The organism is Streptomyces sp. NBC_01408, from assembly GCF_026340255.1.
GTDB lineage: Bacteria > Actinomycetota > Actinomycetes > Streptomycetales > Streptomycetaceae > Streptomyces.
In genome coordinates this window covers 1,246,017-1,268,769 of sequence record NZ_JAPEPJ010000001.1, presented here as the reverse complement: position 1 = coordinate 1,268,769, position 22,753 = coordinate 1,246,017, and the positions used below count along the sequence as shown (strand labels likewise).

General features: G+C 70.5%; 22 protein-coding genes. 10 read left to right on the top strand and 12 right to left on the bottom strand.

Annotation, left to right across the window (positions count from 1 at the left end; all coding sequences use genetic code 11):
- Positions 1–166: 166 nt before the first annotated feature.
- Positions 167–988, bottom strand: coding sequence for a pentapeptide repeat-containing protein (locus OG447_RS05930; protein WP_266935350.1), 822 nt, complete (start codon positions 986–988; stop codon positions 167–169).
- A gap of 210 nt (positions 989–1,198) precedes the next feature.
- Here OG447_RS05930 and OG447_RS05925 point away from each other — a divergent pair, with 210 nt between their 5' ends.
- The 4 genes from OG447_RS05925 (at position 1,199) to OG447_RS05910 (ending at position 5,180) form a co-directional block, all read left to right on the top strand.
- Complete coding sequence (locus tag OG447_RS05925) at positions 1,199–1,807, top strand: LysE family translocator (RefSeq protein ID WP_266935348.1); 609 nt, start codon at positions 1,199–1,201, stop codon at positions 1,805–1,807.
- Positions 1,808–1,911: 104 nt separating this feature from the next.
- Complete coding sequence (locus OG447_RS05920; protein ID WP_266935347.1) at positions 1,912–2,706, top strand: thioesterase family protein; 795 nt, start codon at positions 1,912–1,914, stop codon at positions 2,704–2,706.
- 525 nt (positions 2,707–3,231) lie between these two features.
- Complete coding sequence (locus OG447_RS05915) at positions 3,232–4,254, top strand: bifunctional lytic transglycosylase/C40 family peptidase (protein WP_266938768.1); 1,023 nt, start codon at positions 3,232–3,234, stop codon at positions 4,252–4,254.
- A gap of 191 nt (positions 4,255–4,445) precedes the next feature.
- A complete protein-coding gene (locus OG447_RS05910; RefSeq protein WP_266935345.1) occupies positions 4,446–5,180 on the top strand; it encodes a phosphatase PAP2 family protein in 735 nt (244 codons plus the stop codon).
- 153 nt (positions 5,181–5,333) lie between these two features.
- Here OG447_RS05910 and OG447_RS05905 read toward each other — a convergent pair whose 3' ends face one another.
- Entirely contained in the window at positions 5,334–5,633 is a 300-nt protein-coding gene (locus tag OG447_RS05905; protein ID WP_266935344.1) for a hypothetical protein, read from the bottom strand.
- Between the two features lie 88 nt (positions 5,634–5,721).
- A complete protein-coding gene (locus OG447_RS05900; protein ID WP_266935342.1) occupies positions 5,722–5,961 on the bottom strand; it encodes a hypothetical protein in 240 nt (79 codons plus the stop codon).
- A gap of 131 nt (positions 5,962–6,092) precedes the next feature.
- Between OG447_RS05900 and OG447_RS05895 the strand changes: the two genes are divergently transcribed.
- Together OG447_RS05895 and OG447_RS05890 are read left to right on the top strand one after the other, a co-directional pair.
- Positions 6,093–6,947 carry a hypothetical protein gene (locus OG447_RS05895; RefSeq protein ID WP_266935340.1) on the top strand — a complete coding sequence of 285 codons (855 nt, stop codon included), beginning with the start codon at positions 6,093–6,095 and terminating at the stop codon, positions 6,945–6,947.
- Between the two features lie 146 nt (positions 6,948–7,093).
- The gene (locus OG447_RS05890; protein WP_266938980.1) at positions 7,094–7,249 is read left to right on the top strand and encodes a hypothetical protein; all 156 of its coding nucleotides are present in this window, start codon (positions 7,094–7,096) and stop codon (positions 7,247–7,249) included.
- A gap of 101 nt (positions 7,250–7,350) precedes the next feature.
- Here the strand turns inward: OG447_RS05890 and OG447_RS05885 are convergent, their stop codons facing one another.
- A complete protein-coding gene (locus tag OG447_RS05885; RefSeq protein ID WP_266938767.1) occupies positions 7,351–7,704 on the bottom strand; it encodes a metal-sensitive transcriptional regulator in 354 nt (117 codons plus the stop codon).
- Positions 7,705–7,904: 200 nt separating this feature from the next.
- Here OG447_RS05885 and OG447_RS05880 point away from each other — a divergent pair, with 200 nt between their 5' ends.
- Positions 7,905–8,525: a DUF47 domain-containing protein gene (locus OG447_RS05880; RefSeq protein WP_008742369.1), complete on the top strand. Its 621-nt coding sequence runs from the start codon at positions 7,905–7,907 to the stop codon at positions 8,523–8,525.
- 5 nt (positions 8,526–8,530) lie between these two features.
- Positions 8,531–9,529 (top strand): inorganic phosphate transporter, encoded by a 999-nt coding sequence (locus OG447_RS05875; protein WP_266935338.1) that lies wholly within the window; start codon positions 8,531–8,533, stop codon positions 9,527–9,529.
- Positions 9,530–9,893: 364 nt separating this feature from the next.
- Here the strand turns inward: OG447_RS05875 and pstB are convergent, their stop codons facing one another.
- The 7 genes from pstB to mshD form a co-directional block, all read right to left on the bottom strand.
- The gene (pstB, locus tag OG447_RS05870) at positions 9,894–10,670 is read right to left on the bottom strand and encodes a phosphate ABC transporter ATP-binding protein PstB (protein WP_266935336.1); all 777 of its coding nucleotides are present in this window, start codon (positions 10,668–10,670) and stop codon (positions 9,894–9,896) included.
- 29 nt (positions 10,671–10,699) lie between these two features.
- On the bottom strand, positions 10,700–11,782 hold the full coding sequence (gene pstA / locus OG447_RS05865; RefSeq protein WP_266935335.1) for a phosphate ABC transporter permease PstA: 1,083 nt from the start codon (positions 11,780–11,782) through the stop codon (positions 10,700–10,702).
- Positions 11,782–12,771, bottom strand: a complete 990-nt coding sequence (pstC, locus tag OG447_RS05860; protein WP_266935333.1) for a phosphate ABC transporter permease subunit PstC — start codon at positions 12,769–12,771, stop codon at positions 11,782–11,784. Before pstC ends, pstA begins: the two co-directional genes overlap by 1 nt.
- Before the next feature lie 130 nt (positions 12,772–12,901).
- Complete coding sequence (gene pstS / locus OG447_RS05855) at positions 12,902–14,038, bottom strand: phosphate ABC transporter substrate-binding protein PstS (RefSeq protein WP_266935332.1); 1,137 nt, start codon at positions 14,036–14,038, stop codon at positions 12,902–12,904.
- Positions 14,039–14,283: 245 nt separating this feature from the next.
- Positions 14,284–15,240, bottom strand: a complete 957-nt coding sequence (locus tag OG447_RS05850) for a CHAD domain-containing protein (protein ID WP_266935330.1) — start codon at positions 15,238–15,240, stop codon at positions 14,284–14,286.
- Complete coding sequence (locus OG447_RS05845; RefSeq protein WP_266935328.1) at positions 15,221–17,503, bottom strand: RNA degradosome polyphosphate kinase; 2,283 nt, start codon at positions 17,501–17,503, stop codon at positions 15,221–15,223. Before OG447_RS05845 ends, OG447_RS05850 begins: the two co-directional genes overlap by 20 nt.
- A gap of 702 nt (positions 17,504–18,205) precedes the next feature.
- Positions 18,206–19,132, bottom strand: coding sequence for a mycothiol synthase (mshD, locus tag OG447_RS05840; RefSeq protein ID WP_266935327.1), 927 nt, complete (start codon positions 19,130–19,132; stop codon positions 18,206–18,208).
- Positions 19,133–19,301: 169 nt separating this feature from the next.
- On the opposite strand from mshD, the gene OG447_RS05835 reads away from it, so the two are divergent.
- Positions 19,302–21,119, top strand: coding sequence for a bifunctional UDP-sugar hydrolase/5'-nucleotidase (locus OG447_RS05835; protein WP_266935325.1), 1,818 nt, complete (start codon positions 19,302–19,304; stop codon positions 21,117–21,119).
- A gap of 87 nt (positions 21,120–21,206) precedes the next feature.
- Here OG447_RS05835 and OG447_RS05830 read toward each other — a convergent pair whose 3' ends face one another.
- Positions 21,207–21,983, bottom strand: a complete 777-nt coding sequence (locus OG447_RS05830; protein WP_266935324.1) for an alpha/beta fold hydrolase — start codon at positions 21,981–21,983, stop codon at positions 21,207–21,209.
- 138 nt (positions 21,984–22,121) lie between these two features.
- Here OG447_RS05830 and OG447_RS05825 point away from each other — a divergent pair, with 138 nt between their 5' ends.
- Positions 22,122–22,691 carry a TetR/AcrR family transcriptional regulator gene (locus OG447_RS05825; protein WP_266935322.1) on the top strand — a complete coding sequence of 190 codons (570 nt, stop codon included), beginning with the start codon at positions 22,122–22,124 and terminating at the stop codon, positions 22,689–22,691.
- Positions 22,692–22,753 lie beyond the last annotated feature (62 nt).

Genomic DNA, 22,753 nt, shown 5'->3' with positions numbered 1-22,753 from the left:
GGCGGGGCTGGGTTTGGCTCCGGCGGGGCTGGATTTGGCCGCGGCGGGGCTGGTTTGCCCTGGCAGGGTTGGGTTTGGTCCCGGCGGGGCTGGGTTTGGTCCCGGCGCGAGGCATTGGCTCCGGCGGGGCTGGGGTTGGCCGCGGCGGGGTTGGGTTTTTCGGGCCCTAGGTCCAGTGGGAGGGGCGGGTCAGGGTGGGGGGGATGTGGGTTTTGGGGTCGCCTTGGGCGGCGTTCAGTTGGGGTTGGGTGAGGAAGACGGCGTTGCGGAGGTCTGCGCCGCGGAGGTTGGCGTCGCGGAAGTCCGCGCCGATCAGGTCGGCCGTGCGGAGGTCGGCGCGGCTGAGGTCGGCGGCGATCAGGTAGGCGCCGCGGAGGTTCGCCCCGCGGAGGTTCGCGCCTGAGAGGCGGGCTCCCATCAGGTCCGCGCCGCGGTGGTTCTTCTTGCGGCCCGGCACCTTTGCCCGTACGAGCTCGCTGGTCTTCAGGAGCAGGGTGTTGATCCGCTGGCGGAGCGCGCCGACGTCCAGGGCCGCGAGGGCCTGCGCGTCGGCGCGGGTCCATTCCTCGGTTTCCGTCAGCGCGCGGCGCAGGTCCGCGTGGACCGGGGCGGCGTCCGGGAGCGTCAGCGCCTCGGCGACGTAGAAGAGCAGCTCGTGCAGCTGCCGCATCACCGGGAAGACCTCGAACATCTGGCGGGCCGTGCCGGTGTGGGTGCGCCAGTCGCGGCCGCCGAAGGTGACCTGGGAGACCTGCTGGCCCGCGCCGAAGCAGTCGAAGACCGTGCAGCCCTGGAAGCCCTTGTCGCGCAGCTTGGTGTGGATGCCGCAGCGGAAGTCCTCGCGGAGGTTCGCGCAAGGGGTTCCGGCGGGCTTGTTCACGGCGAAGTCGTTGGACTTCGCGAAGGGCAGGGCGACGCAGCAGAGGGCGAAGCAGCCGGCGCAGTCGGCTTGCAGGACGGGCAGCGCGGGCAGGGCAGGGAGGGACACGTTTCCCATTGTCACCTGTGGGGGAGCGGAGCCGCATCTGCCTGCTCGACGGCGAGGGAGACGGGGACGGCGCCGAGGTCCAGGGGCCAGGTGATCAGCCCCGCGGGGGAGGGGGGAAGGGGACGGGTCGGGGGCAGCTCCGTCAGCGGGCAAGTATGCGGATTCGGATGGGGGTTGATCAGGAGGTGGGTGGGCGGTGAGCATCCCTTCATGACAGAAGTGATCGCAGTTGCCGTCATCACCCTCCTCGCCGTGATCAGTCCCGGTGCCGATTTCGCCATGGTGGTCCGCAACAGTTACCTCTACGGGCGGCCCACCGGGCTGTTCGCGGCCGCCGGGGTCGCGGCGGGCGTCCTGGTCCACGTCTCCTACACGATGCTCGGGGTTGGTCTGCTGATCGCCTCCTCCACCACGCTGTTCACCGTGATCAAGCTGGCGGGTGCGGCCTATCTGGTGTGGATCGGGATACGGACCTTCCGGGCGCGGGCCGAGGTGACCGTGGACCTGGACTCGAAGCCGCAGCTGTCCCGGCTGGGGGCGATGCGGTCGGGGTTCCTGACGAACGTGCTGAATCCGAAGACGACGCTGTTCGTGGTGTCGACCTTCACGCAGGTGGTGAACCCGGGCACGCCGGTGTGGCAGCAGGCCGGGTACGGGCTGTTCATGTCGGTCGCGCACCTGGGCTGGTTCGCGGCGGTGGCGCTGTTCTTCTCCGAGGCCCGGTTGCGCGACCGGATGCTGAAGGCGCAGAAGACGTTGAACCGGGCCATCGGGTCGGTGCTGGTGGGGCTGGGGGTGGGGTTGGGGTTCGCCCGCTGACCGTGGCGCCGGCTGTGGCCGCCCGCTGACCGCCGTGTCGGCCAGCCGCTGACCGTGGTGTCGGGGGCTGGTGGAGCCGGTTACCTGTCGGTAGCGTGCGGGGCATGGGTGCTCCCGAGGGGTTCTTCGAGCGGATCGACACCGGGCGGTTCCTGGCCACCGCGTACACGCGCGGGCCCTGGGACGCGGGTGCGCAGCACGCCGGGCCGCCCGCCGCGCTGCTCGGGCGGGCCGTCGAGGACCGGCCCGGTGCGCGTGCGGACATGCGGATCGCCCGGATCACCTACGAGATCCTGCGGCCGGTGCCGATCGGCGCGCTGGAGATCACCACGAGCGTGCTGCGGGCCGGCCGTGGCACCGAGGTGGTCGAAGCCTCGCTCACGCCGGCCGGTGCGGACGCTCCGGTGATGCTGGCGCGGGCCCTGCGGATCCGGGTGGCCGCGGAGGCGGTGCCGGCCGTGGTGCCGGGGCCGCAGCTGCCGCCGCCCGGGGAGGCGGAGGCGACGCCGTTCTTCCCGGTGCCGTGGGAGACCGGGTACCACACGGCCATGGAGGCCCGTTTCACCGAGGGCGCCTTCATGGAGCTCGGCCCGGGCACCTGCTGGATGCGGATGCGGGTGCCGCTCGTCGCCGGGGAGGAGATCCGCCCGCTGGACCGGGTGCTGACCGCCGCCGATTCCGGCAACGGCATCAGCTCGGTGATGGACTTCGGCCGGTTCGTCTTCGTGAACGGCGACCTCACAGTGCATCTGCACCGCCATCCCGTGGGCGAATGGGCGTGCGTGCAATCCCGTACGAGCGTGGACGCGGCCGGCATCGGCCTCGTCGACGCCCGGCTCCACGACGAGAAGGGCCCCATCGGGCGGAGCGCGCAGAGCCTGTTCGTCGCCCCCAGGTAGCGCTCAACCCGCCTCTCCGGAACGGAAGATGGGTGTGGCAGGCTCGGCCGGATGGAGCCGCTGACCGAGGGCTGCCTGGCGAAGGGCCCGGCGGCGCGCCCGGATCGGGCGGAGGCGATCCGGCGGTGCGGGGTGCGGCGGTGCGGGGGTGCGAAACCGGGGCGGCGGTCCGGCGGGAGTCGGGGCACGGGGAGCGCAGGGGGCGCGGGGGCCGGGCGGCCGTGGGCGCGGGCATGGCGCCGGCCGAGTACATCGAGGGCAGCGGGGCCTCCCGCTGCCGCTGGAAGCCACGACCTCGCGCTGCACGGGGGCGGTGGACCCGGCCCGCCGTGCCCCTCGCCAGGGATCCGGGGCACTGGACGGTGGTCTTCTACCGCGTTGAAGATGATCCTACGAACTGCGCGAGCATTGCCTGCGCGGGCTTTCGCGTGACGTAGCAAGTGGGCTAGTAGGACAGGCGACACGGGCGAATCGCGGCGGAAAGCGACAGGGATGGGGGAGGGTTGACGGGTGCGCAGATTCTGGATGGTCGGCGGGATCGGGTTCGGGGTGTGCCTGAGCTTCCTATTGCTCCTCGTGGTGGGGACGTACTCGGCGGCGGCGGGCCTGGTGGGGGGTGCGGGGCCGGGCGGCCGTGCGGTGGGGCTCGTGAAGGGGGCCGTCCCCGCCAAGTACCAGGCGCTGGTGGAGAAGTGGGGCAACCTGTGCCCGGCCATCAACCCGGCGCTGCTCGCCGCCCAGCTGTACTCGGAGAGCGGCTGGAACCCGAGCGCGGTCAGTCCGGCGGACGCGCGCGGCATCGCGCAGTTCATCCCGGGCACGTGGGCGGGTCACGGCATCGACGGGGACGGGGACGGGGACCGGGACATCTGGGACCCCAGTGACGCGATCCCGTCGGCGGCCTCGTACGACTGCACGCTGGCGAAGGACGTGGCGAGCGTGCCCGGGGACGCGACGGCGAACATGCTCGCGGCCTACAACGCGGGGGCCTACGCGGTCATCAAGTACGGCGGGGTGCCCCCGTACAAGGAGACCCAGGGCTATGTGAAGACGATCACGACGCTGGCCAAGAGCTTCGCGCGGCCGGTCGGCCGGGTCGCGCCTTCCCAACAGGCGGCCGGAGCCATCTATTTCGCGCAGAAGCAGCTGGGGACCCCGTACCTGTGGGGCGGCAACGGAACTCCCGACCAGAACGGGCGGTTCGACTGCTCGGGGCTGACCAAGGCGGCGTACGAGACGGTGGGCATCGAGCTGCCCCGGGTGGCGAACGACCAGTACAACGCCGGTTCGCATCCTTCGCGGGATGAACTGCTGCCCGGTGATCTGGTGTTCTTCTCCGACGATCTGACGAATTCTCGGGAGATCCGGCACGTCGGTCTCTACGTGGGCGGCGGGTACATGATCAACGCCCCTTATACCGGCGCCGTGATCCGCTTCGACAAGATCGACACGCCTGACTACTTCGGTGCGACGCGTGTCACGAAGGACGGTGCGGCGGCCCTACCGGAGCGTGCCGCGGCGACCCCGGCGTCTGGTAACTCTCCGTGAATCAAAGGCCCTGAGCTGCGACGATGAGTCACTCTTCGATAACGTTGGGGTGATCATTCGGTGGAGAGTGGAACGTAGTTGTCAGAACCCGCGTTCCATGGACACAGGGGTTGATCAAGTAGGGGGCGAAGGGGCACCCGCAAGGGTGTGCCCGCAGGGGAACCACGGCTAGAGCAAGGGGCCGCATCACCATGGCTGGACTCACAACCGGTGGGCCGAACGTGGATGTCAGCCTGCTGTACGAGATCAACGGAATGGCCCGGCAAGCCCCGGACTGGTTCGACCGGGCCGTCAGTCTGGCCGGCGGCTACGGGATCCTGCTCACCCTGGTGCTCCTGGTCCTCTGGTGCTGGCGCGGCGCGCGCAGACAGGACGAGGCCACCGCCGTCGAGACCTTCGCCGCGCTGGTGTGGGCCCCGCTCGCCGCCGGGCTGGCGCTGCTCGTGAACATGCCGCTGCGTGAATTCGTCGCGCGGCCGCGGCCGTTCCGCCAGCACGACGGCCTCCAGGTCCTCGACCCGCACCTCCGGACGGGGGCGGACCTGGCGCAGACGGACTTCTCCTTCGTCAGCGGGCACGCCACCCTCGCGATGGCCCTGGGCGTCGGCCTGTTCGTGGCGAACCGCAGGATCGGGCTCATCGGCATCGGGCTCGCGCTCGTCGAGGGCTTCTGCCGCGTCTACGTGGGCGTCCACTACCCGACGGACGTGATCGGCGGCTTCGCGCTCGGCACCGCCGTCGCCCTCGTGCTCGCGCCGCTCGCGATGGCCGTACTGACCCCGCTGGTACGGGCCGTGGCCGCGGCCCCGCGCATCGCGTTCCTCGTCCGCGCCAGGAGCGGCCTGCTGACCCGGCCGGTCGACCTGGCGCAGGCCCAGACCCCGCCGGCCGATCAGCGCACCCACGAGAGCGACCTCGCGGCCTGAGGCCTCAGGCGCTCGCGTACGCATTCCATACGGCGAGCAGTACGGCCACCACCAGGCAGAACCCGGCCGCCCCGAAGCACAGGCGTACCGCGGGCGGCCACGACCGAGGCCGGGGCCGGGGCCGCGAGCGAGGCCGCCACCGGGGCCGCGGTGTCACCGGTCACCGCTCCCGGTGTTTCCGCTGCTCCGGCCGCTGCTGCGGTGGTCCGGCCGGTGGTCCGCGTCCGCCGCGTCCTCCGCGTCAGCCGCGTTCTCCGTGTCCTCACGGCGGTAGCGGGAGCGCAGCCACAGACCGGTGGCCACGGCCGCGACGGTGGTCAGCCCGATCGCCAGGGCGACGTCGCCCGGACCGTCCGCCGTGCCCACGGGTCTGGCCCAGGCCGGGGCGGCCGGGGCCAGCGCGAAGAGCAGGGCCCAGAGGAGGGCCGCGAGGCGGGCTGCGGGTCCTGGCATGAGTCAAGGGCATCCGCTCCCGCACGGGTCGGCCAGCCGGGCCGTCCGAACGGGCGACATGCCGTACGGGGTACCCGCCCGGCCGGGCCTAATCCCGCGCCGCGTGCCGGCCGGCGTCCTTGCGGGCCAGGTCCCGGGAACGGCGGGCCGGGCCCTTCCAGCCGCAGCTGCAGACCGCCAGGCAGAAGGCCCCGCGCTCGGTGGTGGAGGTGTTGTGCGTGCCGCCGGACGGCTGTGACGGCTCCGCGCTGCTCGGCTGGGGTGGCAGCCCCGGGAGCGGTACGGCGGCAAGCGGAGGAGCCAGGGTCGCTTCGGTGTGCGGATCCACTCACCCAAGGTACCCGGCCCGGTGTGGGCCGTGGACGGCCGCGGCCCGTGACGGGAAACCCCGGACCTCGTTAAGCGGAGCGGGTGGGGGCCTCGGGCAAACAGCGGTCATGCGTTGGGGGTTGGCAGGCGATGGTGGTGCACCAGCACAGGCGGCGGCGCGGGCGTGCGGGTGAGGCGGTGCTCGTCCTCGGCGTCGGCCTCGCGGTCGCGGCGATGAGCGGGTGCGGTCGCGGTGACGGCGGCACCCGCGGCGGCGCAAACGGTGAGGACCGGCCCCCCGCGGACGCGGCGGCGGTGGTGCGCGGCGCCGCCGACGTACTGGCGAGGTCCGGCAGCGCCCAGGCCCGTACGGCGATGGAGATGGCCACGGGCGGCACCCGGGTCACGATCCACGGCGAGGGCGGCGTCGACTTCAAGAACCGGATGGGCCAGCTCCTGGTGATGCTCCCGGCCGATGTGACCGGCAAGCCCGGGCACCGGCCGATCACCGAGCTGCTCGCACCCGGCGCCCTCTACATGAAGAACCGTGGCGCGGGCGTCCCCGACGACAAGTGGGTGCGGGTCGACACGACGACCCTCGCCGACGGGAACCTGGTCACGGGCGGGGCCACCGACCCGATGGCCGCGGCCGAGCTGCTGCGGGGCGCGCTGGAGGTCACGTACGTCGGGGAGACCGAGGTGGCGGGCACCAAGGTGCGGCACTTCCGGGGGACCACCGACATCGGGCGGGCCGCGCTGAGCGCCTCACCGCAGGTGAAGGGGGTGCTGGAGGCGGCGGCGAAAGGGTTCAGCAAGGACACGGTGCCCTTCGACGTCTACCTGGACGAGGAGGGGCGCCTGCGGAAGGTTCGGCACCGCTTCACCTACGTCAACAATGGCGTGATCGATGTCTCCTCGACCACGCTGCTGTACGGATTCGGGACGCCGGTGACCGTCGTATTGCCCGCAAGTGGGGACATTTACGCCGGGAAGATCGCCGAATAGCCGGGCGGGCGGCTTCCCGGCGGCGCGATCGGGCCATGCCGGGTTTCCGGAAATGGTCCATCCGTGTCATGCGCGCCGCACCGCGTCCTCCCTACGCTGAGAAGCCGAGCGCCGACGGGCGATGGCGGCAGATTGAGGTGACACGCGTGACTCCCGCAGGCGGCATGACGGTGCAGGACCACGTGGCTCTCGCCGAGATCGAGCTGTGCGGCGAACTGATCATCGCGGCCTCCGCGGCTGCCGAGGACCGGCTGAGCCAGGATCGGATCGACGAGGTGTTGATGGGGATCTGGTCCGGCTGACCCGCCGTTGCGGGGGCTCCGCCCCCCGGGCCCCCGCGCCTCGAACGCCGGCGGGGCTGGATTGTGTCCGGCGCCGCGGGAGGTGCTCGGCGGGGCTGAACCTAGGTGCGCAGAAGGCGGGCGATGGCCTTGGTGGCTTCCTCGACCTTCGCGTCGATCTCGGCGCCGCCCCTGACGGCCGCGTCGGCGACGCAGTGGCGCAGGTGCTCCTCCAGCAGCTGGAGCGCGAAGGACTGGAGCGCCTTCGTGCTGGCCGAGACCTGGGTGAGTATGTCGATGCAGTACACGTCCTCGTCGACGAGCCGCTGGAGACCGCGGATCTGGCCCTCGATCCGGCGCAGCCTCTTCAGGTGCTCGTCCTTCTGGTGGTGGTACCCGTGTACCGCCGTGGCCGTGCCGGTGGCCGTGGCCGTGCCGGTCTCGGCTCGGGAGCCCTCCGCCTCGATGGCCGTCATACGTCCTCCCGTGGTCTGGTCCGGAACGAGGGACCGCATACCCCTCATGGGTATAGGGTACTTGGCCCTGGTGACAGGGACAGGGGCCCGTGGTCCTCACTCTGCCTCATGGAGGACACTGGAGAACTGCCGGTTAGCCGTGGCAGGGGGATGCGCCTAGCATCAGCCTGACCGAATCCAATGCACCCCGAGGACCTCACGTGCGATTTCGTCTGACCCCCAGGGAGACGAGCTTCTACGACATGTTCGCCGCATCTGCGGACAACATCGTCACGGGCTCGAAGCTCCTGATGGAACTGCTCGGAGCGGACTCCTCCGCCCGGGCCGAGATCGCGGAGCGGATGCGGGCAGCGGAGCACGCGGGGGACGACGCCACCCACGCGATCTTCCACCAGTTGAACTCCTCCTTCATCACGCCGTTCGACCGCGAGGACATCTACAACCTGGCCTCGTCGCTCGACGACATCATGGACTTCATGGAGGAGGCGGTCGACCTGGTCGTCCTCTACAACGTGGAGGAGCTCCCCAAGGGCGTCGAGCAGCAGATCGAGGTACTGGCACGGGCCGCGGAGCTGACCGCCGAGGCCATGCCGCACCTGCGGACGATGGACAACCTGACCGAGTACTGGATCGAGGTCAACCGCCTCGAGAACCAGGCCGACCAGATCCACCGCAAGCTGCTCGCCCAGCTCTTCAACGGCAAGTACGACGCCATTGAGGTGCTGAAGCTCAAGCAGATCGTCGACGTGCTCGAAGAGGCGGCCGACGCGTTCGAGCACGTTGCGAACACGGTGGAGACCATCGCGGTCAAGGAGTCCTGAACCTCGTGGACACCTTCGCTCTGATCGTGACCATCGGTGTCGCGCTCGGATTCACGTACACCAACGGTTTCCACGACTCGGCGAACGCGATCGCGACCTCGGTCTCGACCCGCGCGCTGACCCCGCGCGCCGCGCTCGCGATGGCCGCGGTGATGAACCTCGCCGGTGCCTTCCTGGGCAGCGGTGTCGCCAAGACGGTCAGCGAGGGTCTGATCGAGACGCCCCACGGCACCCGGGGCATGTGGATCCTCTTCTCGGCGCTCGTCGGCGCGATCGTGTGGAACCTGATCACCTGGTACTTCGGCCTGCCCTCGTCCTCCTCGCACGCGCTGTTCGGCGGGATGGTGGGCGCGGCGCTGGCCGGCGGCACCGGTGTCATCTGGAGCGGGGTGATCGACAAGGTCGTCATCCCGATGTTCGCCTCGCCGGTCGTCGGTCTGGTCGCCGGTTACCTGGTGATGGTGGCCATCCTGTGGATGTTCCGCCGGGCCAACCCGCACAAGGCCAAGCGCGGTTTCCGTATCGCGCAGACGGTGTCCGCGGCCGCGATGGCGCTGGGCCACGGCCTCCAGGACGCGCAGAAGACCATGGGCATCGTGGTGATGGCCCTGGTCATCGCCGATGTACAGACCGCCGACGCCGAGATCCCGATCTGGGTCAAGATCGCCTGTGCCGTGATGCTGTCGCTGGGCACGTACGCGGGCGGCTGGCGCATCATGCGCACCCTCGGCCGCAAGATCATCGAGCTGGACCCGCCGCAGGGCTTCGCGGCCGAGACCACCGGTGCCTCGATCATGTTCGGCTCGGCGTTCCTCTTCCACGCGCCGATCTCCACCACCCACGTGATCACCTCGGCGATCATGGGTGTGGGCGCGACCAAGCGGGTGAACGCGGTCCGCTGGGGCGTCGCCAAGAACATCATCCTGGGCTGGTTCATCACGATGCCGGCCGCCGCGCTCGTCGCTGCGCTGAGCTTCTGGATCGTCAACTTGGCGTTCGTCTAGCCGGAGCCGCGCTCCTGCTGGGGGTCCGGGGGTCATCCCCCGGGTGATGCAGCATCACGATGCCGGCCGCCGCGCTCGTCGCTGCGCTGAGCTTCTGGATCGTCAACTTGGCGTTCGTCTAGCCGGAGCCGCGCTCCTGCTGGGGGTCCGGGGGTCATCCCCCGGGTGATGCAGCATCACGATGCCGGCCGCCGCCCTGGTCGCCGCCGTCAGCTTCTGGATCGTGAACCTCGCCTTCGTCCAGCGACGGGCAGACGAAAGCGGGCCGGCTCCCCCCACCCAGGGGGAGCCGGCCCTTTTTCTTTCTTTCGCCTTGCGGTGGCACCGCCATGCAGCACCGCAGGACGTTCAGAACATCCCGGGTCTAGCCGAAGCGGCCCGAGATGTAGTCCTCGGTCGCCTGCACCGACGGGTTCGAGAAGATCCGGTCGGTGTCGTCGATCTCGATGAGCTTGCCGGGCTGGCCGACCGCCGAGAGGTTGAAGAAGGCGGTGCGGTCCGAGACGCGTGCGGCCTGCTGCATGTTGTGCGTCACGATGACGATCGTGAAGAGCTCCTTGAGCTCGCCGATCAGGTCCTCGATCGCGAGGGTGGAGATCGGGTCGAGGGCCGAGCAGGGCTCGTCCATCAGCAGGACCTGCGGCTCGACCGCGATGGCGCGGGCGATGCACAGACGCTGCTGCTGGCCGCCGGAGAGGCCGGAGCCGGGCTTGTTCAGGCGGTCCTTGACCTCGTTCCAGAGGTTGGCGCCCTTGAGGGACTTCTCGACGATCTCGGCGAGCTCGGACTTCTTGAAGCTGCCGTTCAGCCGCAGGCCCGCCGCCACGTTGTCGAAGATCGACATGGTGGGGAAGGGGTTCGGGCGCTGGAAGACCATGCCGACCGTGCGGCGGACCGCGACGGGGTCCACGCCGGCGCCGTACAGGTTCTCGTCGTCCAGGAGGACCTTGCCCTCGACGCGGCCGCCGGGGGTGACCTCGTGCATGCGGTTGAGGGTGCGCAGGAAGGTGGACTTGCCGCAGCCGGACGGGCCGATGAAGGCGGTCACGGAGCGGGGCTCCACGGTCATCGAGATGTCATCGATGGCTTTGTGGGTGCCGTAGAAGGCGGACAGTCCGCTGACGTCGATTCGCTTCGCCATGAGGGGTCACTTCGCTTTCATAAGTCGCGTCAGCGACCGGTCTTCGGGGCCTTCCAGCGGGCGATGCCGCGGGCCACCAGATTGAGGATCATGACGAAGGCGATCAGCACGAGCGCTGCGGCCCATGCCCGGTCGTAGGAGGCTTCACTGCCGACCTTGTACTGCTCCCAGATGTAGAGCGGGAGCGAGGACTGGGCGCCTTCGAAGGGGTTGTTGTTGATCAGCTGAGAACCGAAGACCAGCAGCATGATCGGAGCGGTCTCACCGGCGATACGTGCCACAGCCAGCATGACACCCGTCGAGATGCCGCCGATGGCGGTGGGGAGCACGACCTTGAGGATCACGCGCCACTTCGGCACACCGAGGGCGAGGGCGGCCTCGCGCAGCTCGTTCGGGACGAGCTTGAGCATTTCCTCGGTGGAGCGGACCACGACCGGCATCATCAGGATCGACAGGGCCATGGCGCCGGCGAAGCCGGAGGGGCCGAAGCCGAGCATCAGGTTCCAGGTCGTCAGGATGAACAGGCCCGCGACGATGGAGGGGATGCCGGTCATGACGTCGACGAAGAAGGTCACGGCCTTGGCGAGCGAGCCCCGGCCGTACTCGACCAGGTAGACGGCGGTCAGCAGGCCGATCGGCGCGGCGATCAGGGTCGCGAGGGCCACCTGCTCCAGCGTGCCGATCAGGGCGTGGTAGACACCACCGCCCTCCTCGAAGCTGGTCACGCCGTTCATGGAGTGGCTCAGGAAGTCCCCGCTGAGGACCTCGATGCCGCGGCTGATCGTCGTCCACATCAGCGAGAGCAGCGGGACGACCGCGAGGATGAAGCAGACCCACACGACGGAGGTCGCGACGCGGTCCTTGGCCTGGCGGCGGTTCTCGACGACCGCGCTCGCGGTGTACGTGATCACGACGAACAGGATGGCCGCGAGCAGACCCCACTGGACCTTGCTGTGGAGGTCGAAGACGATGCCGATGCCGATGCCGAGGCCGGCCGAGAGGACGGCGATGGCGGCCGGGGCCCAGCGGGGCAGGCCGCCTCGGGTGAGGCTGGCGGGTGCGGCGGACTTGGTGGCCCGGGAGGGCCGCTGGTCCTGGAGTGCGTGGCTCATCAGGCGTTCGCCCCCGAGAAGTCCTTGCGGCGAGCGATGATCAGGCGAGCTGCACCGTTGACCAGCAGGGTGAGCAGGAAGAGGACCAGACCGGAGGCGATCAGCGCGTCCCGGCCGAACTCGTTGGCCTCGTCGAACTTCGCGGCGATGTTCTGCGCGAAGGTACCGCCACCCGGGTCGAGGATGTGCAGCGAGATCAGGAAGCTCGGGGAGAGGACGGTCGCGACGGCCATGGTCTCGCCGAGCGCGCGGCCGAGGCCGAGCATCGAGGCGGAGATGACTCCGGAGCGGCCGAAGGGCAGGACCGACATCCGGATGACTTCCCAGCGGGTCGCGCCGAGGGCCAGGGCGGCCTCCTCGTTCATGCGCGGGACCTGGAGGAAGACCTCGCGGCTGACGCTGGTCACGATCGGCAGGATCATGATCGCGAGCAGGATGCCGACGGTGAAGATCGAGCGGGCGACGCCGACCTGGGACTTGTCGAAGACGTAGGTCCAGCCCAGGTACTCGTCGAGCCAGAGGTTCAGGCCCGCCAGCTGCGGCACGAGGAAGAGGGCGCCCCAGATGCCGTAGATGATCGACGGCACGGCGGCCAGCAGGTCGACCACGTAGGCCAGGGGCGCGGCCAGCTTGCGCGGCGCGTAGTGCGAGATGAACAGGGCGATGCCGACAGCGATCGGAACCGCGATGGCCATCGCGATGATCGAGCTGACGACGGTGCCGAAGAGCAGGACGGCGATGCCGAAGACGGGCGGGTTGGCCGACGCGTTCCAGTCGAAGGTGGTGAGGAAGTTGCCCTCGTTCTTCGACAGGGCGATCGAGGCGCGGTAGGTGAGGAAGATGGCGATCGACGCCATGATCACCAGGAGCAGGATGCCGGAGCCCTTGGAGAGCCCGGCGAAGACCTTGTCACCGGCGCGGCCGGTGGACCTTCCGCTCTTGGAGACAGGCGGAGCCTGGTCAATCTGGGTGGGTGTGGTGGAAGCCATGATCTTTCCGGTCTGGGTGGGGGCAGGCCCCCGGGCGGCGGTGCACCGGATTCCCCGGGTGGAGGGGAAGGGTCCCGGGGCCGGTCCGCCCCCCGGACGGGGGGGAGCGGACCGGGCCTCGGGCTCAGGACTAGGCCAGCGAAGCGATGATCTCGCGGACCTTGGCGTTGATCTCGGCCGGGATCGGCGCGTAGCCGTTCTCGAGGAGGATCTTCTGACCCGCGTCGGACGCGGTGTAGTTCAGGAAGGACTTCACGGTCGGAAGGGTCTCCGCCTTGTTGCCCTTGTCGCAGACGACCTCGTAGGTGACCAGGACGATCGGGTACGCGCCCTCGGCCTTGGTGGCGTAGTCGAGCTTGAGCGCCAGGTCGTTGCCGGTGCCCGAGATCTTGGCGGCGGCGATGGCCTTGGAGGCGTTCTCGCCGGAGGCCTTGACCGGGGCGGCGGCGCCCGTGTTCAGGTCGACCGTCTTGATGTTCTGCGCGCTGGCGTAGGAGAGCTCGAAGTAGCCGATGGAGCCGTCGACCTGCTTGACCTGGGTGGCGACACCCGCGGAGCCGGAGGCGCCGAGGCCGCCCGGGGCGGGCCACTTCTTCGCGGCCTCGTGCGGCCAGGCGTCACCGGCGGTGGCCTTGAGGTACTTGCCCAGGTTCTCGGTGGTGCCCGAGTCCTCGGAGCGGTGGAAGTGCTGGATCGCGGTGCCGGGAAGCGTGACGCCGGGGTTCAGCTTCTTGATCGCCTCGTCGTCCCACTTCTTGATCTTGTCGTTGAAGATGTTGGCGATCGTGGCGGCGTCGAGGTTCAGCTTGTCCACGCCGGCGATGTTGAAGCCGAGGGCGATCGGGCCGCCGACCATGGGCAGGTCGATGCCCTGGCCACCGGTGCAGATCTTCTTCGACTCCTCGACCTGCTCCGGCTTCAGCGCCGAGTCGGAGCCGGCGAAGCCGACGGTGCCCTGGTTGAAGGCGACGATGCCCTCACCGGAGGAGGAGGACTTGTAGTTCACCTCGACGCCGGAGCAGGCGGCCATGTAGTTCTTCACCCACAGGTCGACCGCGTTCTTCTGCGCGGAGGAGCCCGAGGCGAGGAGCTTGCCCTTGGCGTCGTCACACTTGATGTCGCCCGCGGCGGCCGACGGCTTGCCGGTGGCGGAGCCGTTGTCCTTGGTGTTGTCGTCCGAGCCGCACGCCGTGAGGACCAGGGCGCCGGACACGACGAGCGCCCCGAGGGCGGAGGCACGAAGCATGTTCTTGCGCTGAAGCTTCACTTTCGGGTGTTCCTTCCAGAAGCCGCCGGCCGCTTTCTGTGTCGGGGCGGCGTGCGAAGAGGACTACGTCTGTTTGCCCGGCCGGGCCGCCCGACCTGCGGGCGGCTCGTCCCGTGCACGACTGAAATTAGGCAGAACAGGTGAAGCCGCCGACCGGGCCGAGTGAACGGACGGTGAACCATGGCGGACGGCCCGGTGTGTCTCCCGCGGATCGCGCACAGCCGTAATCATCCGTTACCCCGCCGTTATCTCGGCGTGACCGCGGGCTGCGGCAGCCAGAGTTCCCGGAAGGCGAAACGCGCCGCCTCGACCGCGTGGCGCTGGTCGGCGTGCAGCACACCGAGGGCGTACGCCGTGGCAGGGGCGATCCGCGGGGTGCGGGCGGCCGTCGCGGAGGCCGTGGCGGCCTCGGCCGCGTCGCGGTGGCGGTCCAGTGCCTCGCCCGCCGCCGACAGCCGGGTCACGTCCTCGCCCAGGGCCTCCCGGGCGTACCGGTGGACCCGCAGGAGGTGGCGTACCTCGTGCCAGAGGCCGTCGTGGTCGCAGTTGTACGGGTGGGCGCCGTCCGCCGGAGGCAGCACCGAGACCGCCGCCGACAGTCGGGTTTCGGCCACTTCCGCGAGCGGTACGAGGACCTCCCCGACCCGCCCGCGGGCCGCGACCAGGTCCAGCGGCACCTCGGAGGCCAGCACCGCCACCGCGTCCGCCACCGCGTGGAAGCGGGCGGAGCCGAGGGCCTGGAGCGTGGCCGAGTGGGCGCGGGTGCGCGCCAGGTTCAGCTGGCGCTCCAGCAGCGCGCCCGCCCGCGCCGAGCCCACCGTGAGCGCGCCCGCGGAGGAGCGCGGCGCCGGGACGTCATGGGCCCCCGACAGCCGGTGCAGCGCCTCCATCAGGCGGGCCAGCCGGGCCGCGTACGCGTGTTCGTCGGCCAGGGTCGAGGACAGCCACACCAGCTCGGTGCGCAGCCCGTCGGCCCAGGCGGACTCGGTCACCACCCGGAAGGTGGCCAGGGATCCGCTGATGCGGCGCGCAGCCCCCCGCAGGCTGCGCGCCGCGTCACCTTCGCCCGCAGTGTCCGCTCCGTTCGCCGCGCTCTCGCCGTGCAGGCGCAGTGCGCGCAGGAAAGAGGTGGCCTGGCCGCGCAGGTACGTGCTGAGCACGTCACCCGCGCCGGCCGTCAGGTCATGGTTTGGCTGAGCCACGCCGGCGCCTCCGGGCGTCTATGAGCGTCTCCTGTACGTGCCGCAGCGGCTGGCCTTCCGCATCCGTGCTGTGCCGGGTCCATTCGCCGTCCGGGCCCAGGTGCCAGGAGGAGGTGGCGTCGGACATGCCGGTCTGCAGCATCCGGTCCAGTGCCGCGCGGTGGCCCGGGTCGGCGACCCGGACCAGTGCCTCGATGCGACGGTCGAGGTTGCGGTGCATCATGTCGGCGCTGCCGATCCACACCTCGGGCTCACCGCCGTTGCCGAAGGCGAAGACGCGGGAGTGTTCGAGGAAGCGGCCGAGGACGGAGCGGACCCGGATGTTCTCCGAGAGCCCGGGGACCCCGGGCCGCACCGCGCAGATGCCGCGGACCCAGATGTCCACGGGCACGCCCGCCTGGGCGGCCCGGTAGAGGGAGTCGATCAGGGCCTCGTCGACGATCGAGTTCATCTTCAGGCGCACGTACGCGGGGCGGCCGGCCCTGTGGTGGGCGGCCTCCTTGTCGATCCGCGCGATCAGCCCGTCGCGCAGCGAGCGCGGCGCCACCATCAGCCGGCGGTAGGTCTCGCGCCGGGAGTAGCCGGAGAGCCGGTTGAAGAGGTCGGAGAGGTCCGCGCCGACCTGCGGGTCGGCGGTGAGCAGGCCGAGGTCCTCGTAGAGCCGGGCGGTCTTGGGGTGGTAGTTGCCGGTGCCCACGTGGGAGTAGCGGCGCAGCTGGTCGCCCTCCTGGCGGACGACGAGCGACAGCTTGCAGTGGGTCTTGAGGCCGACGAGCCCGTAGACGACGTGGCAGCCGGACTCCTCCAGCTTGCGCGCCCACTTGATGTTGGCCTGCTCGTCGAAGCGGGCCTTGATCTCGACGAGTACGAGGACCTGCTTGCCGGAGTCGGCGGCGTCGATCAGGGCGTCCACGATCGGGGAGTCGCCGGAGGTGCGGTACAGCGTCTGCTTGATGGCGAGGACGTCCGGGTCGGCGGCGGCCTGCTCCAGGAAGGCCTGCACCGAGGTGGAGAAGGAGTCGTACGGGTGGTGCAGCAGCACGTCCCGCTCGCGCAGCGCGGCGAAGATGTCGGGCGCCGACGCGGACTCGACCTCGGCGAGGTCGCGGTGGGTGCCCGCGACGAACTTCGGGTACTTCAGCTCCGGCCGGTCCAGCGAGGCGATCCCGAAGAGCGCGGTCAGGTCCAGCAGGCCGGGCAGCGGGTACACCTCGGAGGAGTTGACGTTCAGCTCCTGCACGAGGAGGTCCAGTACGCCCGGGTCGATGGACTCCTCGACCTCCAGGCGCACCGGCGGGCCGAAGCGGCGCCGCATGAGCTCCTTCTCCAGGGCCTGGAGCAGGTTCTCGGCGTCGTCCTCCTCGACCTCCAGGTCCTCGTTGCGGGTCACGCGGAACATGTGGTGCGCGAGCACCTCCATGCCGGGGAACAGCTCCTCCAGGTGCGCGGCGATGACGTCCTCCAGCGGGACGTAGCGCTGCGGGGAGGCCTCCAGGAAGCGGGAGAGGAGCGGCGGGACCTTGACCCGGGCGAAGTGGCGGTGGCCGCTGACCGGGTTGCGTACGACGACGGCCAGGTTCAGGGAGAGGCCGGAGATGTACGGGAACGGGTGCGCGGGGTCCACGGCCAGCGGGGTCAGGACCGGGAAGATCTGGTTCCGGAAGAGCGTGAAGAGGCGGGCCTGCTCCTTCTCCGTCAGGTCGGGCCAGCGGATCAGGTGGATGCCCTCCTCGGCGAGTGCCGGGGAGATGTCCTGCTGGAAGCAGGCGGCGTGGCGGGCCATGAGCTCGCGCGAGCGGGTCCAGATCAGGTCCAGCACCTCACGGGGCTGGAGGCCGGAGGCCGAACGGGTGGCGACACCGGTCGCGATGCGGCGCTTGAGGCCGGCGACGCGGACCATGAAGAACTCGTCGAGGTTGCTCGCGAAGATCGCCAGGAAGTTGGCGCGCTCCAGGAGCGGGGTCGTCGGGTCCTCGGCGAGTTCGAGCACGCGCTCGTTGAAGGCCAGCCAGCTGCGCTCACGGTCGAGGAAGCGGCCCGGGGGGAGCTCGTCGCCGTCCTTGTCGTCGTAGGCGTCCAGGTCAGCGTCGAGATCGGGCTCGAGATCGACGTGCGGGCGGTGCGCGGAGATGGAGCCTATGCGTGCGTGTGCTCCGGTGACCGCGAGACCTGCCGGGCCGCCGGTCTGCTTGCCGCCGGCGGGGGTGTGGGACGGGTGCTGGGCGGGGACCTCGGTGGGGCCCGTGCTGGGCTGGTGGCTCATGACTCCATTGTTCCGCGCACGCGGCAGGACAGGCGCGTCGGAAGCGTCGGCCGTCAGTCGGAGTCGGGGCTGCATGGCAGGAGAGTCGCAAGCGCGTCTTAATGCCTGGTGAATGGCGTATGGCTTCCCGGGTCCGGCTGGCGCAAGGGTTGTGCGGTGTCCCTTGCGGGGTGGCGGGGTGTGCGTGTGCCGCGCCGCTGCACGGGGCTCCGCCCCGGACCCCGCGCCTCAAACGCCGGCGGGGCTGGATTTGGCCTTGGCCCCTGCGGGGGCTTGGCGGGGTGTGGGGCGGGGTCGCTCCGGAGCGTCTCCTCGGCTCGCGCACTGAGCCCCGGCTACGCATGTGCGGCCTGGGTTGCGCGCTCGTCCTGCGGGGACTCTCCTGCGCGACCCCGCCCCACGCCCGGGCTCCGGAAGGCGAAGCCGTGGTGGAGGGGAGTGGGGACGCGCAGGGTTGTCCCCGCAGGACGAGCGCGCAACCTGGGCCGAGGACGTCGGATCGGGCTCAGTGCGCGAGCCGAGGAGACAACCCGGAGCGGCCCCGCGGACCGACCCCACCAACCAGGCCACCTGCCCCCCAGAGGCGAAGCCAGGGCCGAATCCAGCCCCGCCGGCGTTTGAGGCGCGGGGTCTGGGGCGGAGCCCCAGGGGCCCCGGCAAGGCCCAGCCGCAGGCGAACCGGCCGAGCCGCCCGCAGGGCACTCAGCTTTCCGTGCGGTACATCAGGTCGACCTCGTGGGTGGTGAAGCCGAGGCCCGCGTAGACCGCGAGGGCTGCCGGGTTGTCGGCGTCCACGTAGAGCATGGCGGTGGGGAGGCCCTGCGCGGCCAGGTGGCGCAGGCCGATCGCGGTCAGGGCCTTGCCGAGGCCGCCGCCCTGGGCGCCGGGGCGGACGCCGATCACGTAGACCTCGCCGAGCCGCTGCTCCGCGTGGACCTTGGTCCAGTGGAAGCCGATGATCTCGCCTTCCCGTTCGGCGAGGAAGAAGCCCTCGGGGTCGAACCAGGGCTGCGCGATCCGGTCGTTCAGGTCCCGCTGCGTCAGTGCCCCCTGCTCGGGGTGGTGGGCAAAGGCGGCCGCGTTCGCCGCGAGCCAGGCCCCGTCGTCGGTGCCGGGCACGAAGGTCCGTACGGTCACCCCGGGCGGGAGCACCGGCTCGGGCAGCGGGTCACCCCCGGACAGCGGGCGACGCAGCTGCCGCAGCTCGCGGAAGAGGGTCAGGCCGAGCACCTGCGCGAGGTGCCGGGCGGCCGACTTGCCGCCGTGGGCCCACACCCGGATCCGCTTGCCGGAGGCGGCCAGCAGGGCCGTGCCCAGGGCCCGCCCGTGGCCGCGCCCGCGCAGCGCGGGGTGGACGAGGAGCTCGGCGGCGGGGGCCTCCACCGGGTCGGTGTCCTCCAGTTGTCCGTATCCGACGAGCCGGCCGCCGACGGTGAGCAGGAAGTGGCGGATGCCCTCTCGAGGTCCGCCGCGCAGCTGGAGCCGTCCCTGTTCGGACACGGCGGTGGTGCCGTCCGTACGCGCCGCGTCCTCGATCAGGGCGAGTACGGCGTCGGCCTGCTCCTCCGTCAGTTCCTCGAGGGTCTCAATCTGCCGTCCCGGCTCCAGGGCCGCTGCTGCGTCAGTCATGGCACGAGCCTACGACCGCGAGGGGCGCGCCGCGGAGTGCGGGCCCGGCGTCGGTCCGTCTTCTGTGCGTGACCAGCTCGATACCCGGTACCCCCTGTCGTGCTACGCGCGTTGACCATAGGCTTCGGCGGACCTCCCAAGCTGTATCGCTGTCCACAAAGGGGATTAAATGTCAGCGACGCCACAACGGCACCGCCGAGTCCGCCGGTTGACCCTCACCGCCATCGCCGCCACGGCAGGGGCCGGGGCGATGGTCGCCGCCGCACTGCCGGCCGGGGCCGCGAGTGGTGGCGGTGCCGGCAAGAGCCGCACCGTCGATGTGCAGATGCTGTCGTTCAACGACTTCCACGGCACGCTCGAGCCCCCGCAGGGCTCCTCCGGCAATGTGACCGAGCGTCAGGCAGACGGCACCACCAAGGCCATACCCGCGGGCGGGGTCGAGTACCTCGCGACCAGCCTGCGCGAGGCCCGCAAGGGCCACGAGTACTCCGTCACGGCCGCGGCCGGTGACATGATCGGCGGCAGCCCGATGCTGTCGGGGCTCTTCCACGACGAGCCGAGCATCGAGGCGCTGAACAAGCTGGACCTGGACGTCTCCAGCGTCGGCAACCACGAGTTCGACGAGGGTCGCGCCGAGCTGCGCCGCATGGCGTACGGCGGCTGCCACCCGGTCGAGGGCTGCTTCGAGCCCGGCAAGGAGTTCACGGGCTCCGAGTTCCAGTACCTCGCCGCGAACGTGACGGACGAGAAGACCAAGCGTCCGCTGATGTCGCCCACCTTCGTCTGGAAGAAGGGGGACGTGAAGATCGGCTTCATCGGCGTCACCCTGGAGGGCACCCCGGACGTCGTGACCGCCGAGGGCGTCAAGGGCCTGAAGTTCGGCGACGAGATCGAGACGATCAACAAGTACGCCGCCGAGCTGAACAAGCAGGGCGTGAAGTCGATCGTCGCGCTGATCCACGAGGGCGGTCTGCCCGCGAGCGGCGCGTACAACTACGACTGCGACGTCCCGGGTGCGGGCGCCGGTATCTCCGGTGCCATCGTGGACATCGCCAAGAACGTGGACGCCAAGGTCGACGCGCTGGTGACGGGCCACACGCACCAGGCGTACGCCTGCAACATCCCCGACCCGGCGGGCAACCCGCGTACGGTCACCTCGGCCGCCTCCATCGGCAAGGTGTACACGGACACCAAGCTGACCTACGACCGGCAGACCAAGGACATCGTCCGTACGCCGGTGGCCTCGCCGAAGCCGGTCAACAAGGTCGTCACCCGGGACCAGCCCAAGGCCCCGGACATGACCGAGCTGATCCAGCGCTGGAACGCCCTCGCCGCCCCGATCGCCAACCGTCCGCAGGGCTTCATCGCGGCCGACATCCCGGGCCGCGGCTCGGAGTCGCCGGAGAAGCCGCTCGGCGACCTGATCGCCGACGCGCAGCTCGAAGCGCTGGCCCCGGCGGACAAGGGCGGCGCGCAGCTGGCCGTCATGAACCCGGGCGGCATCCGTTCGGACCTCGCCTACAAGGCCTCGGGTGACGAGGGCGACGGCGTGGTGACGTACGGCGAGTCCTTCACGGTCCAGCCGTTCACCAACATGATGAACATCGTGGACCTGACCGGCGCGCAGCTGATCACCGCGCTCCAGCAGCAGGTCAGCGGGCCGGTCAACGGGACGAGCCCGAAGATCCTCCAGGTGTCGAAGGGCTTCACGTACACCCTGGACATGACGAAGACCGGCGCGGACCGCATCGTCGTGGACTCGGTGAAGCTGAACGGTGCGGCCATCGACCCCGCCAAGACCTACCGGGTCGCGATGAACGAGTTCCTCGCGGGCGGCGGCGACGGCTTCACCGTCCTGAAGGAGCACAAGAACAAGCTGGTGGGCGCGTCCGACCTGGACTGCTTCAACGCCTACCTGACGAACAACTCCTCGGCGCAGGCTCCGATCGCGCCGCCGGCGGCGAACCGGATCACCGTCATCAAGTAGTCATCACGTAGTACCCGCGCACCCGCGCACCGCACGCCCGAGGGGCGGCGGGCCCTGTGGCCCGTCGCCCCTCCGGCGTTCCCGTTCCTAGAGGGTCGCGAGGAAGGCGGCCACGGCCTCGATGAAGCCCTTCGGGTCCTGGAAGGGGACGAAGTGCTCGGTGTCGAGGGAGGTGTACGAGGTCCCGGGCCGCCGGGAGACCATCGCGTCGGCCTGCTCCTGCGGGAGCGCCTGGCTGCGCCGGCCGTGGATCAGCAGGGCCGGGCAGTGGCTCGCGGTCCAGACGTCCCACTGGGAGGCGCGGAACTCGGCGATGGTGTCCAGGGTGTCCTGGGGGTGGAACGCCAGCCGCCAGCCGCTGCCGTCGGGCAGCTGCCGCAGCGCGGGCGCGATCGACGGGCCGAAGGGGCCGCAGGCGGCGATGAGCTGCTCGCGGGTGGGCGCGGTGTAGGGGAGGCGGGCGAGGAAGGCGAAGGGGCTCGGACCCTCGGCGCGTTCCACCGGGGCGTCGACGTTGATCAGTGCGGAGACCAGGTGGGGCCGGGTGGCGGCCAGGTGGTAGGCGTTGATCCCGCCGAGGGAGAAGCCGAGGACGGGCAGCGGGCCGGTGAGGCCGAGGTGCTCCAGCAGGGCGGCGGCGTCGGAGACGTAGCCCTCGCGGCTGTACCCGTCGGCGCGGTCGGAGTCGCCGTGACCGCGCTGGTCGGGGGCGATGACCCGCCAGTCGGCGCCGAGGGCGGCGGCCAGGTCGGTGTAGGCGGCGCCCTCGGAGAGGCCGCCGTGGAGGGCGAGCAGCGGGCGGCCGGGGCCGCCGAAGTCCAGGTAGGACAGGGTGCGGTCGTCGATCTTCAGCTCGTGGCGCATGTGTCTTCGTCTCCCCGTGTCGTGCGTCTGCCTTCGTGCTGAAGACTGCCAGGATTTGGGCGAGCGCGCAATACATTTGTATAGGGCGCTTGCCCAAGAGGTGCCGGCCCAAGGGGAGGCCGCGGATACGATCCCGGCATGGGAAATCGTGAGGACCTGCTGGCCGGGGCGCGCCGCTGCCTGGAGGAGAAGGGGTACCTGCGCACGACCGTGCGCGACATCTCCTCCGCCGCGTCGGTGAGCATGGCCGCGATCGGATACCACTTCGGCTCCCGCGAGGCCCTGCTGAACCAGGCGCTGTTCGCCGCCATGGACGAGTGGGCCGCGGGGTCCGGCAGGCTCGCCGGGCAGGGTGACACCGCCGAGGAGCGGTACGCCGACATGTGGGACCGCAAGATCCAGGACTTCGGCGACATGCGGTGGCTCTGGACCGCCAACGTCGAGGCGTTCGTGCACGCGCAGTCCTCGCCGGAGCTGCTCGCGGTCCTGGCCGAGTCGCAGCGCAGGTCCCGGCCCATGGTGGCCGCTCAGCTGCGCGGGGTGCCGGAGGAGGTCGTCGCGGAGGAGGACGTACGGTCCCTCGGATCGGTGCACCTCGCGCTGCTGACCGGGGTGATGGTGCAGTGCCTGACGGACGCGGAGAGCGCACCGAACGGCCGGGAGATCGCCCAAGGGCTCCGCAGGATGGCGGAGTTGCTCGAAAGCTGACCCCTACCGGTGCGTAGTAAAAGTGAGGTGTCCACGCCATAATCCCGTCCCATCACCGGGTC